This is a genomic window from Haloarcula sp. Atlit-7R, assembly GCF_003666065.1.
Taxonomy (GTDB): Archaea; Halobacteriota; Halobacteria; order Halobacteriales; family Haloarculaceae; genus Haloarcula; species Haloarcula taiwanensis.
In genome coordinates this window covers 96,799-108,614 of sequence record NZ_QXIK01000002.1, presented here as the reverse complement: position 1 = coordinate 108,614, position 11,816 = coordinate 96,799, and the positions used below count along the sequence as shown (strand labels likewise).

The window sequence follows — 11,816 nt, the reverse complement described above, 5'->3', positions numbered from 1 at the left end:
GGTGAGGGCATGGACGACCGCATACGCGAACACGCTCGGATTCTCGTCGACTGGAGCGCTCGCATCGACGCGGGTGACGACGTGGTCGTGGCCGTTGAAGACGGAGCCCACGACCTCGCAGTCGCCGTGGCAGAGCAGCTTGGCGACCGCGGCGCGAATCTCCTGTCGACGTACCAGTCAGACGAACTCACACGGGCCTATCTGCAGGCTCACGACAGGTCGTTCACCGAGGACCCCGAGTACGAACTGGCGCTGTACGAGCGAGCCGACAGCGTGCTGTTCCTGAAGGGGTCGCGGAATACCACCGAGACGGCCGACGTGGACAGCGACCGGCGGCAGGCGTACTCGACGGCCCGGCAAGAAATCAGGGAGGCCCGGCTGGACACCGACTGGGTGTCGACCCAGCACCCGACGCGGGCGATGGCCCAGCAGGCCGGGATGGCCTACGCCGACTACAAGGACTTCGTCTACGACGCGACGCTGCGGGACTGGGAAGCGCTGGCCGAAGAACAGGCCCGGTTAAAAGACATTCTTGACGAGGGCGAGACGGTCCGTCTCGTCGCTGACGGCACGGACATCACGCTGTACATCGACGGCCGTCTCGCCGTCAACTCCGCTGCCAGCGTGGCCTACGACTCGCACAACCTCCCCTCCGGCGAGGTGTTCACCGCACCATACGACACCGCCGGCGTCGTCACCTTCGACGTGCCGATGACGATACAGGGCCGCCGGGTGAAAAACGTCGAGCTGACGTTCAAAGACGGCGTCGTCGTCGACTGGTCGGCCGAGCAGGGCGAGGCAGTCATCGAGGAAATCATCGGCACCGACGGCGGCTCCCGCCAGCTTGGCGAACTCGGTATCGGGATGAACCGCGGCGTCGACCGCGTCACCGACAACATCCTCTTCGACGAGAAGATGGGCGGGACCGTCCACCTCGCGCTCGGGCGCGCGTACGACGCCTGCCTGCCCGATGGCGAGTCCGGCACCGACAGCGCCGTCCACGAGGACCTCATCACGACGATGGGCGAGGGGTCGCGCCTCGAAGTCGACGGCGAGGTCGTCCAGCGAGACGGCTTGTTCCGGTGGGAAGACGGCTTCGAGGGGTAGCGTCGCGGGACTGCGGTGCTGTGGGCCGGGAATAGATGTCATGATTCTGTGGGCCGGGAGCGCCCTGCGTGGCGCGACCCGGGGAAGGGCAGGTTTGCCGGCGGTTGTAGCGCTGTCACTGTACCGCGAGCGGAGCGAGCGGTTTCACTCCGAGCGCGGCCACCGGCCGCGACTCGGCGGACGTTTTTAGCGTAGATTTTTGCGAGGAGCCCTCCCACAGCGGCGCGAAGCGCCGCGAGGAAGGGCGACGAAGTAAAAAGGTACTCTCAGATTGCGAGAAACTGTGACACCAGCCACTTCGTGAACGTCCCGGTAATAGCACCGATCCACGAGAGTACCACGAAGTGCATGTACGTGTTGGCGTTGTGACCGCCGTCGACAGTCCGGATCATCAGCGACGATAGCATCGCGCCGAACATGATGATGATGATGAGCAGGAACTCGATGAGCGGGATGTTGTAGACGCTGGTGTTGATGAGCGACGCGGCGTCAAGCCGGCTCCCAGTGCTCAGGTTGAGCGACATGTCGGCGAGGATGTTGACGACCTGCAGGCCGATGAAGAACGCGAACGTCGACGCGGCAGTCATCCCGTACAGGAGGCCGACGAGCGTCGTCGTCGCTTGCTCGCGCTTCTGGCGGAGTTGCAGCACCTGATTCATGTTCTCGGAGATGAGTTCGCCCAGTTGCTTTGGCGACCCACCCATCTCGCGGCCGATAAGATACATCTCGGAGAAGGTCTGGATAAGATAGGACCGACAGTCAGCGGTGAAAAAGCGCCAGGCGGATGTCGGCTCAATCCGCATATTCAGCCGCTTGTAGAGGTTATCGATGTTCGGTGAGAGCGCGCCGAAGTCTTTCTTGCGGAGCGTGCGAAGCACCGCCCCAGTGGTCGACTGCTTCGCGCCCTCGGTCGCACCGAGCGCGCGGATGAAGTTTGGAAACTCCGAGTCCCGGTCCTTGATGCGCTGTTCTTCCTGCCGGAAGACGAGACCAGGGATGAGCATCGGCGTGATCGGCGCGGCGGCATACAGCGGCAACGGCACTTCGTCGAACATGAAAAAGAGGTCATTCAGCGTGACCGGCGAGACGCCGAGCATCCCACCCATCGTGATGAACACGAGCAGCATCGACAGCCCCACGCCGGCGGCCATCGACTTGTTGAGCTTTGACTCAATCGGCGACGGGTAGTCGACCGGGTGGAACCACACTGGATCGTAAGGGGCCATCGAGCGGATGGCGAGGTAGAAGCCGGTCTGGACGAACACGAACATCACGATGACGGCGCTGACGGTCATCGTCGGATTCGTCCCAGTCAGCACCGGGAGAACGACGGCGAACACCAGCGCGAACGTCATCGACAGGATCATCGACAGGTAGAGGTCTTTCATCACTTCCAGGCTGTCGAGAGAGCTCTTGTACACCGTCGAGTAGTGCTGGATGATCTGCTCCTGTTCAGTCAAGAGATAGTCGTCGAGTCCCTGTCCGGCCCCGAGGGTGTACGCGAGACGGTCGAAGAAGTCCGACACGGCGCGACTTGGGACCTGCTTGGCGCGGCGGCGGCAGGCATCGTCGAGGCTCAGGTTCCAGGTGTCAACGAGCTGGACGATGCGGTGCATCTCCATCGCGAGTTCACCGTACTCGTCCTCTTCGGCCAGCGTTCGGAACACTTCCATCCGGTCGATCTTCGTCGTTGCCAGCACAGTCATGTGCGTGATGAGCAGGTGAAACCGGTTGTTGAGTTCGCGCTTGCGCTGGCTCAGGAGGATTTTCGGGTAGAAAATCGCCGACGCCACCACCAACAGGCCGAGCAGGGGAATCGGGGCCCGGATAGCGAGCGGCAGGTCGACCAGGGCGGCGACGACCGCGGAGATGACGAAGAAAGCGGCGGCCGGCAGCAGGATGAGAAAGAGATACCGCTCCAGCGGAATCGTCATCTGGCGGTAGGACTCAACGAGCGACTGGATTGTCTCGGATATCGTCAGATCGAGGTCGCTCTCGGCTTCACCCTGTGCCATCGTTAGTCGGGCCGTGCCATGTTGAACGGGATCCCTTCGACGCCGTCACGCTGGAAGTCCGAAATGAAGTCGTTGACCTCGTGATACCCCAGAATACCCTCCTGAATGGCGCGTTCGATAAGGTTCGCGCGGAACTCAAGGTCGTCGTAGATGTCACGCGTGTCCTCGTAGCCGAGCAGCGTCGCGATCTGCTCTTCGAGGACGAAGGAGTTGTTCATCCCCTGGAAGATGATCTCGTCCTCGACGGGGTCCCAGTTGAACACCTGCCGGGTGACGACGCCGTCCATCTCCTTCGAGTACCCCTCTATCTCCTGGACGCTGGTCACGCGGCGCAGGACCTGATCGCCCTGCTTGACGCGGTTCTGGAACAGCGCCACGTCGGCCACGTCCATGAACGTCTCGGGGACGTTGATGGGTTCGCCGGTGAACCGCTGAATCATCGACACGATGTCGCTCGCGTGGAACGTCAGCATCACCGGGTGGCCGGTCTGGGCGGCCTGGAACGCCATCCGTCCTTCCTCACCACGAACCTCCCCGACGATGATGTAGTCGGGGCGGGACCGCAGTGCAGCGGCGACGAGGTCGAACATATCAATACTGGTCCCCTCGTCTTCGCCCTCACGAGTCAACAGTTGCTGCCAGGTGTTGTGCGGGGGCAGCACCTCGGCGGTGTCCTCCGCGGTGTAGATTTTGGCGTCGTCGGGGATGAACGAGGTGATGGCGTTCAGCGTCGTCGTCTTTCCGGACGCCGTCTCCCCGACGACGAACACCGTCTGTTCGTTCTCCAGACAGAGCCAGAGGTACGCCGCCAGTTGCGGCGACAGCGTCATCCACTTGGTAATCTGGAAAATCGAGAGCGGAACGTCGTCGCCCTGACGAATCGTGAGTGAAGGCCCTTTGAGGCTCACGTCGTCAGAGTAGATGAGGTTCAGACGCGATCCGTCCGGGAGCGTCGAGTCGACGATAGGGTCCGAGTCGGAGACCGGGTCGCCCATCCGCTCGCCCATGTTTCGGAGCCACTGGTCGAATGCCTCCTCGCTCTGCCACTCGACAGTCGTCTCCAACATGCCGTAGACTCCGTGGTCGACGTGGCACTCGCTACGGCCGATGACGTGGATGTCCTCGTTGGCCGGGTCGCGCATGACCGGTTCCAGCGGGCCGAGGCCGACGATGTCGCGGTTCAGCCGGTAGAGGATGTTCTCGTAGGTCTCCTGTGTGACCTCGACGCTGCTCACGTCGGTCAGGTTCGAGAGGCGCGTGAGGACGCCGCTGTCGCTGTCCTCGTCCCTGATTTTGGTCGTCTCCTGCAGGAGTTCCTCGATGCGGTCGTCGAACTGGGCCTCGTTTTCCGGTGCGGGTTTGTTGACGCTACGCTGTAGCAGGCGGTTCCGGACCTTCCCGAAGACGGCCCGCTCGTCCTCGTCGAGTTCCGGCTCAATAGCGTAGTACTTCATGTCCTGACCCACGTCGCCGTAGATATGACAGAAGATGGGGCCACCGACCGGATAGAGCACGTTCGGCCGGTTCGTCTCGTACTCGTCGTCGGCCTCGTCGATGAGCATCGGGAACTCACCGGTGATCTGCTTGAACTTCTTCAGGTGGTCCCGCAGGTGGGGCCGCCGCGCTGCCATCTGTCGAAGTTCGTCCGACGGCTTCGCACGTCCGTGATCTGTCATATCTTAGCTCACCTCTAAGCGACGCTGCGCGATTCGATGACGATGCCAGTCCCCGAGCGGACCGAGAACCCGATGGTGTCACCGACCTGTTCACCCATGCCGGCAAAGCGGAGAACGTTAATCTGCCGGCGCACGTCGTTGCCGACCTCGATCATCTCCAGTTCGATGAACACGTCAGCGATGGCCCGGAACGGACCGATAGCCTCCTCGTCCAGCGTCGACGGGTCGACGGTGAGCATGATGCACTTGCCCTGGGAGATGACATCCCGGAAGTAGGAGATGACTTCCAGAGCGGCCTGGCGCTCCTCGTTTTGCCGGACGAGGGCCTCGAACTTGGGATCGTTGCGGAGGATAGCGTCGAAGGTGTCGATGACGACGACATCGGCGTCCCACATCACCTCGGCCTCCATCAGCCGCTTGAGGAGTTCCTTCCGGTCTGACTGTTCGTCACCGCCGGTGAGGGCGTTCGATTCGCCGATGTCGGCGTGCAGGAACAGCACGTTCTCGTCGAGGATATGGTCGACCATGTCATACGACAGCGAGTGCATCTGATCGAGGAAGCTCCCGACGGTCAGCTCCGTCGAGAGGTATGTCACCTCGTGGCCCTCTTCACAGAGGCCGTAGGTGAACCGCTGGCTCATGGCGGATTTGCCGGCCCCGTAGTCCCCCTCGACGAGGATGATGCTGCCGGGCGGGATACCGCCGCCCAGTTCCTTGTTCAGCCGGTCGTGATCGTCCAGTCCGAGCGAGAATAGGTCAGTACTTGCGATACTCATGTGTTGAACTCGAACACCTCCTCGTCGCCGTTGACGATGAGCTTGAGGCGGTGGTCGCCGCTGCTCAGGTTGTCGTTGATATCGATGCGGACGACTTCACCGGGCCGCCAGATGTTGCCACCGTCTGGCTCCAGCGTCACCGTGTAGTCACTGGCGAAAGTCCCGTCCACGAACAGATCCAGCTGTCCGGGAACCGGCGCTAGCGTCTCTGATCCGGTGTTTTTGACGTGAATAGTGATCGTTTCGTCGCCGTTATCGTATATCGTGTCGCTGCCGCTGTCAGAGATGATTTCCACATCGGTCCGGACGTCACTGCTCACGTCCAGTCCCTGTTCCGAAACCGCGTTGCTCAGTTCGCCGATACTGCTCGTGAAGACGCCAGCCACGCTCGCGGCGATGGCCATCGACGCGATGAACAGGATCAGGTGTGAGACTGAGACGCTCGCCATGTTAGCTCACCACCATCGTTTCGGCGATCCCGTTCTCGGTGACGACTTTCACCCGGTCGGGCTGATTACTGAGCGAGGAGACGGTAATCGTCAACCGCTCCTGTGACGCCCAGATGTCCGTCGACCCGTCACCGTCGACAGTCGTGCCGTATCCTGCGCGGTAATCGTTATCGACCAGCAGGTCGGTTGCGTCGACCGACAGCGTCTCCGAGCCGGTGTTGTCGACGGTCACGACGAGATTGTCGTTCCCGCTGCTGTTCCACGTCGCCGAGACAAGCGAGATGTCAGTGTTTTGCTGATCGAGCAGTCGGTCGCGCTGGTCCTCGCGGGCATCGTTGACGCGCTCGAAGCTGTTCGCGGCCGCGGAGTAGAACATCCCGAAGCCGATGAACGCAGCCACGAAGATGACGGCTGCCGAGCCGCTAACGCTGAATCCCATCGGAACCACCTCCACCCACCAGTTTCGAGAGCGCAACGGCGTCAGCGCCGCTGTCACTGTCAAGCTGCGAGATGTAGTGCAAGCTCTCGGTGTGGTGGTCGATAGACAACCCATCCCCGGTGTCGTTCACGTCGTCGAAGCCGCGGAGGTACGCCTTGAGTTGGTCCGCGACCGACTCGTCGATCCAGTCGATAGTCTCGTAGTAATCGATTGCGCGAGCCGTCTCGCGGTAGCCCGAGTGCTGGACCAGGAACTCGAGCCATTCGACGATGATGAGGTCCGCCGCGAACCCTTCCGGCATCGTCGACAGATACGGCTTCCCGCCGTCGTCCGCGTCCGCATCCGAGCCGTCGTCTACCGTTGATTCATCGCCGCTGCCGGCGGCTGCCGTGTCCGTTTGCGTGGCGGTCGGCTCTGGCTCGGGCTCCGGTTCCACGGCTGGCTCGGGTTCCGGCTCTGGCTCCGGTTCCGGTTCGGCTTCCGTAGCCGCCTCGGCCTCGTCACTCCCGTCGTCCTCGATGACCTCGTCGAAGAGGTCGTCGTCTTCCAGCCCGCCCATATCGTCGTCCGAATCCTCCTCGCCCAGCATATCGTCCTCCTCGCCCAGCAGGTCGTCATCGCCTTCGCCGAGCAGGTCATCGTCGTCGTCAGATTCGTCCTCGGGTTCCTCACCCTCGGCCCACTCGGCGTCGCCGGACTCGTACTCGTCTTTGAGCTCTGCAAACGATTTGCCGCCGTCGCCGTCGTCGCTGTCGTCGTCCATACTCTCCTCGTCGTCCATGCTCATGTCGTCCTCCGTGTCGTCGAAGTCGTCGAACGCCCCGCCGTCGTCCTCGAAGCCGCCCATGTCGTCGCCGTCGTCGGGAAACATGTCGTCGACGCCGCCGTCGTCCATCGACATATCACCGCCAGTGTCTTCAGTCAGGTCCTCGTCGAAGAACCCTTCTGCGTCGGCGTTGGCGACATCGTCGTCGATATCCTCCTCTGTGTCGTCGCTCCCGTCGTCGTCAAAGAGACCGAAGGAACCGCCACCTTCGCCCATGCCACCCATGCCGCCATCGACATCATCGGCGAAGGGGTTGACGCCGCGGGTGACCATCTCGTAGATGTCGAGCAGTTTCCGGACGTTCTCCTCAGTTTCTTCGACGGACTCGGAGATGCTCTCGTTTTCCGTCCGCACAGTGTTGACCGTTGAGGAGAGACTTCCGACCTCGTTTTCCAGTTCGTCGAGCCGGTGTTCCAGTTCGTCGGTGTCTGGCCCGCTCGCGTCCTCCATGTCGCCGAACTCGTCGTCACCGAACCCACCCATGTCGTCGCCGCCATCGTCGAGGCCGCCGAGACCGCCGAGGTCGTCACCACCACCGCCGTCATCGGCCATCAGACCGCCGCCGTCAGCCATCTCACCGTCACCGTCGTCCTCACTCGTGCCCCCGCTCTCGTCGTCCGAGAGAATCGAATCGAACATATTCTTGATGCTCATACCAACCAGCCCGCCGGTTAGCAAAATAAAGAGGGCTGGTGCCAGTCCAACCAGTTCCGGTGAAACGGCTGGAGCCAGCGGCACGAGAGCAGGACTACTCATCTCTTGTATATCAGGCCGTTTCTACTCTTGAATATTCCCCTTAGCGTATCATATTTGATAATAATATCCCATTTTCCCGGGTCAGATAGCGTAAATTAACAGATCAAGTACTAGCTTTTTACATTTCAGATTAATTCCGGTCAGACAATTGGAGAACAGATTGTCCCAGTGCGCCCCCGGCAGACGAGCGGCTGTCGTCCGTCTGACGCCGACCGTCAGGCACGGAGACTGCTCACAGACATCACAGTGTTATCGAGTCAGTGTTCGCGCTTTTGACGATGAAATTACCGGTGTCGGCTTCGAGTTTGACGGACCGGCCGTGGTCACCACCTAGGTCTTCACCGACAACGGGAACACCGTGTTCCTCAAGCGTCTCGCGCACCTTCTTCGCGTTTCGCGACCCGATAGAGGAGCCGCTCTCTGAGAAGTCGAGCATATCGCTCCCACCGGCGATTTTGGCTTCCATCGCCTCCGTCGACGCCCCGGCATCCGCCATGGCCTCGATGAGTGCTTCGATGCCTGTGTCCGCGAACTTCGCATGGTTCCCGCCGTCGATATCAGCCGCCGACGGAAGCATGACGTGAACGAGCCCGGCTACCGTCTTGCGGGTGTCGTATATCGCGATCCCGATACAGGAGCCGAGCCCACTCGTGGTCAGCACGGCCGGTTCCGTGGTCACCTTGTACTCGGCGATGCCGATCTTAATACGTTCGGGCGTACTTCGTTCGGGGCTCTCTGTTTGGCTACCATCGTATACTTTCATTATTTGAATATCTGTTCGACATCCGCGCCCGTCTCGGTCGCCCGCTCGACATCGAGGTCGTTGAGGGCGGCGCGCAACTCTTTTTCGTTGGGCAGGGCGTGAATTTCAGCCTGGAACTCGATGTCGTCGGTCTGCATCTGGGAGTCGATAATGAACGCATGCTCCTGATACTGTCCGACCTGCGCTGCAAGCGGATCCATAATCGCCCGACCCATGTCATGGACGACCCGTGGTGGCGTGTGTTCGACCGACGTCTGAAGGACGTTCGCCCAGCCGTCGACGAACCCGCTCGTCATGATGTTCCCCAGTTCCTCGATGGCGGCCTTGTGCTGGTCGGTTAGCTCGTCGCTGTCCATTTCGATGGGCATCATCGCCTCCGCAACATTGATTGCAGAGACTTCATCGAACAACACCATAAGGTAGCCACTGGGCGTCCCGGTGAACTCAACGACCGTCCCGACGAACGTGTCCGTCCCGATCTGCTTTGGCACGTCTTCGATGGGAGCGAAGCTGATCTGTGTCACCTCCGACTCAGTCGGAATACCGGTCATCATTTCGACGTTGTCAGCGGCTTTCTGAGTGCCCCGAGTCGTCATCTCGTTGAACGTCTGGAGCTTGTCAATGGGAATCGCGTCGCCGTCCGTGTCGACGTGCTCCACCATCATCTCCGTGAGCGACTCGTACTCAGGGAGCATGTAGATGTAGAAGTTCACCGACTCGTCGATCCATTCGATCTCCGATTTGAACACGAACACCTGCTGGTGGTCGGCGTCCACGGGTGCATCAGGGAGCACGTCACCGCCAGACTCCTCGATATACTCTGGCGGCGAGTGGTCGATGGTCGCACCGACGTAGTCGGCCCATCCATCGATGAACCCGCTCATCATGATGTTGCCGATCTCCTCGATGCAACTCCTGGCCATTGCCTCATCGTCGCTGCTGCCGGGCATCATCTCCTCGGTGATCGTTCCGGCGCTGTCCACGTCGAAGGCAAGGACAGTATCGCCCTCCAGTACGCCATCGAAGGAGAACTCGACCCCGACAAAGTCCCGGCCGGCCAGTTCCTCGCCGACATCTGCTCTGTCAAGCAGCGTAATCTTGGTTACGTCGACAACGGCGTCGATGCCCGTCATCTGGCCCATCGACTGCGTGGCCTGTTCGGCCCCCTCGTGAGCGAGTTGGTTGAACGTGCCCAGCGACTGAATATCGACGTTCATCTATGAGGGAACGACGTCCTCGATAGCCTCCATCACGCTGGGTTTCTGGAACGGCTTGGTGATGTACCCGTCAGCCCCCGCTTTCACGGCCTCCTTCATCTTCTCTTCCTGACCGACGCTTGTACACATGATGACGTTCGCATCGGGATTGGAGGATTTGATCTCGTCCGTGGCTTCGATGCCGTCCCGGATGGGCATCACGATGTCCATCATCACCAGGTCCGGCCCTTCTTCTTTGAACACTTCGACAGCTTCGACACCGTTCTCGACCTCCCCGACGATCTCGTGGTCTTCTTCGAGAATCTCGCGGAGGAGGTTACGCATAAACTCTGAATCGTCGGCGATCAGTACGTCTGGCATGCCTATCAAGCCTACATATCGTGATGAGTTAGATAAAGGTGTCCCGTAAATTATCGCGTGTGATATCGGTGGGGCCCGAAACCAAGCAACTGCGTTCCGATTCTGACCGCGATGACAGGTACAACGCCTTCGTGTGCTGGTCCTGTTTTAGAACTTCGCACCGTCTCGTGCTTCGATAGCCTCAACGAGGTCTGCGATACTGTCGTCCGGCGAGAGACCGGTCGACTGGACCATCCGCTTGAAGCTCTCTGGCGGGTGTTTGACTGGGACGTTGGACTCCGAGAGCAGAATGCCGAGCACGTTCTCGACCGATGTCGACCCGTCCATCTGCCGGCCGTACCAGAGCATGAAACTCTCGAACGCGGTGATGATGTCGTTGGACACAACCTGTTGCTGGTCAACGTTCCCGTCGAACTTCGCGGTCACATCGAACCCATAACGGCTGTTTGATTTCGCCATTTGCTCGGCGAGCCACTCGTGAACGTTCGCGTCGGTAAACTCAGGAGCGTCGGGCTCGGGAGCTGGGTCCGGGTCAGGGGTGGAGTCAGACGAAGCCTGATTGCCGTAGGAATCGTTGGTTCGAACATCAGAGGAGACGACATACCGTCCTTCGTCGATCTCTGTGACATGCTCGTCATCCGCGATGTCTAATTCTTCCGGAGAGAGGATCTTACCGTCCTCTGGATTCGGTTCGTCTGACCCCGAGGCCATGCAGATACATGAGAGATGGGATGATATAATTCCGTCGCTGCTCAGAGGCAGCCGACACGGTTTTGACTGGTCGTGGATACGTTCACAGTGTGAGCGAACCGAACCGGCGAGAGGAGCGAGCGACCGTTAAACGGCGGGCACAGAGCTCTCTCGGGTCGATTATCCTCCTGATTGCGGCGCTCCTGATCGCCGCAGCCACGGCTGGCGTACTGTTCGAAGTAGTCGGTGGGTTTCAGTCCGACGCGGCCACGGCCAGCGACAAAAGCGCCGACCGGGTCATTGCGCGGACCGAAGTCGTCGGGAGCACTGGCCACGTTAACACGACTGGACAGAGCATCGAAGCGGTGACGCTCGTGGTGAAGCGAGCGGAAGGGGGCGGGAACATGGACCTTAGCGATGTTGTCGTTGGGACGACAATCGGGAGCGGGGCCGACGCGCCGGTGGGTTCCGCTGCTGAGGTTACGGTTACCCCACTCAGAGATGACGACGACTCACTCTCGCGGGACATCCTGAACGACGACGGCGACCGGGCAGCCTTGCGTATCGACCTCGCGGCACTGACGGGGGTCGAGCTCCAGCCGAGCGAAAGCGGCACGATACGGTTGCTGTCACCTGACGGCGCGACGACAACGGTCAGAGTCTCGGTCCCGTCGTCGCTCAACGGGAAGACAACGGTCCCGCTCTGACGGCCGACAGGAGCAGCCGACCACCCGGACAGTGT

12 protein-coding genes are annotated in these 11,816 nt (G+C 60.9%); 2 read left to right on the top strand and 10 right to left on the bottom strand.

The window, feature by feature from the left end:
• The first annotated feature begins 9 nt into the window (after positions 1–9).
• Positions 10–1,107, top strand: a complete 1,098-nt coding sequence (locus D3D01_RS04525) for an aminopeptidase (RefSeq protein WP_121511389.1) — start codon at positions 10–12, stop codon at positions 1,105–1,107.
• 266 nt (positions 1,108–1,373) lie between these two features.
• Here D3D01_RS04525 and flaJ read toward each other — a convergent pair whose 3' ends face one another.
• The 10 genes from flaJ to D3D01_RS04475 all read right to left on the bottom strand — a co-directional run bounded on the left by flaJ (position 1,374) and on the right by D3D01_RS04475 (position 11,095).
• The gene (gene flaJ / locus D3D01_RS04520; protein WP_121511388.1) at positions 1,374–3,122 is read right to left on the bottom strand and encodes an archaellar assembly protein FlaJ; all 1,749 of its coding nucleotides are present in this window, start codon (positions 3,120–3,122) and stop codon (positions 1,374–1,376) included.
• 2 nt (positions 3,123–3,124) lie between these two features.
• A complete protein-coding gene (locus D3D01_RS04515) occupies positions 3,125–4,798 on the bottom strand; it encodes a type II/IV secretion system ATPase subunit (RefSeq protein ID WP_053967201.1) in 1,674 nt (557 codons plus the stop codon).
• Between the two features lie 14 nt (positions 4,799–4,812).
• Positions 4,813–5,574 (bottom strand): ATPase domain-containing protein, encoded by a 762-nt coding sequence (locus D3D01_RS04510; protein WP_053967200.1) that lies wholly within the window; start codon positions 5,572–5,574, stop codon positions 4,813–4,815.
• The gene (locus tag D3D01_RS04505; protein WP_121511387.1) at positions 5,571–6,023 is read right to left on the bottom strand and encodes a CARDB domain-containing protein; all 453 of its coding nucleotides are present in this window, start codon (positions 6,021–6,023) and stop codon (positions 5,571–5,573) included. The genes D3D01_RS04510 and D3D01_RS04505 overlap by 4 nt, the downstream gene beginning before the upstream one ends.
• A gap of 1 nt (position 6,024) precedes the next feature.
• Complete coding sequence (locus tag D3D01_RS04500; RefSeq protein ID WP_101351011.1) at positions 6,025–6,462, bottom strand: flagellin; 438 nt, start codon at positions 6,460–6,462, stop codon at positions 6,025–6,027.
• Positions 6,446–8,044 (bottom strand): FlaD/FlaE family flagellar protein, encoded by a 1,599-nt coding sequence (locus D3D01_RS04495; protein WP_121511386.1) that lies wholly within the window; start codon positions 8,042–8,044, stop codon positions 6,446–6,448. Before D3D01_RS04495 ends, D3D01_RS04500 begins: the two co-directional genes overlap by 17 nt.
• Positions 8,045–8,285: 241 nt before the next feature.
• Positions 8,286–8,807 (bottom strand): chemotaxis protein CheD, encoded by a 522-nt coding sequence (locus tag D3D01_RS04490; protein ID WP_121511385.1) that lies wholly within the window; start codon positions 8,805–8,807, stop codon positions 8,286–8,288.
• Positions 8,807–10,024 (bottom strand): chemotaxis protein CheC, encoded by a 1,218-nt coding sequence (locus tag D3D01_RS04485; protein ID WP_121511384.1) that lies wholly within the window; start codon positions 10,022–10,024, stop codon positions 8,807–8,809. Before D3D01_RS04485 ends, D3D01_RS04490 begins: the two co-directional genes overlap by 1 nt.
• Positions 10,025–10,384 (bottom strand): chemotaxis protein CheY, encoded by a 360-nt coding sequence (gene cheY / locus D3D01_RS04480; RefSeq protein WP_004515265.1) that lies wholly within the window; start codon positions 10,382–10,384, stop codon positions 10,025–10,027.
• A 147-nt stretch (positions 10,385–10,531) separates the two neighbouring features.
• Entirely contained in the window at positions 10,532–11,095 is a 564-nt protein-coding gene (locus D3D01_RS04475) for a hypothetical protein (RefSeq protein WP_121511383.1), read from the bottom strand.
• A gap of 89 nt (positions 11,096–11,184) precedes the next feature.
• On the opposite strand from D3D01_RS04475, the gene D3D01_RS04470 reads away from it, so the two are divergent.
• Positions 11,185–11,781, top strand: coding sequence for an archaellin/type IV pilin N-terminal domain-containing protein (locus tag D3D01_RS04470; protein ID WP_049938970.1), 597 nt, complete (start codon positions 11,185–11,187; stop codon positions 11,779–11,781).
• Positions 11,782–11,816 lie beyond the last annotated feature (35 nt).

Bases quoted from the DNA above. Each gene is read 5' to 3' on its own strand.
- D3D01_RS04525 (WP_121511389.1), top strand. From the start codon at position 10: ATGGACGACCGCATACGCGAACACGCTCGGATTCTCGTCGACTGGAGC.
- flaJ (WP_121511388.1), bottom strand. From the start codon at position 3,122: ATGGCACAGGGTGAAGCCGAGAGCGACCTCGATCTGACGATATCCGAG.
- D3D01_RS04515 (WP_053967201.1), bottom strand. From the start codon at position 4,798: ATGACAGATCACGGACGTGCGAAGCCGTCGGACGAACTTCGACAGATG.
- D3D01_RS04510 (WP_053967200.1), bottom strand. From the start codon at position 5,574: ATGAGTATCGCAAGTACTGACCTATTCTCGCTCGGACTGGACGATCAC.
- D3D01_RS04505 (WP_121511387.1), bottom strand. From the start codon at position 6,023: ATGGCGAGCGTCTCAGTCTCACACCTGATCCTGTTCATCGCGTCGATG.
- D3D01_RS04500 (WP_101351011.1), bottom strand. From the start codon at position 6,462: ATGGGATTCAGCGTTAGCGGCTCGGCAGCCGTCATCTTCGTGGCTGCG.
- D3D01_RS04495 (WP_121511386.1), bottom strand. From the start codon at position 8,044: ATGAGTAGTCCTGCTCTCGTGCCGCTGGCTCCAGCCGTTTCACCGGAA.
- D3D01_RS04490 (WP_121511385.1), bottom strand. From the start codon at position 8,807: ATGAAAGTATACGATGGTAGCCAAACAGAGAGCCCCGAACGAAGTACG.
- D3D01_RS04485 (WP_121511384.1), bottom strand. From the start codon at position 10,024: ATGAACGTCGATATTCAGTCGCTGGGCACGTTCAACCAACTCGCTCAC.
- cheY (WP_004515265.1), bottom strand. From the start codon at position 10,384: ATGCCAGACGTACTGATCGCCGACGATTCAGAGTTTATGCGTAACCTC.
- D3D01_RS04475 (WP_121511383.1), bottom strand. From the start codon at position 11,095: ATGGCCTCGGGGTCAGACGAACCGAATCCAGAGGACGGTAAGATCCTC.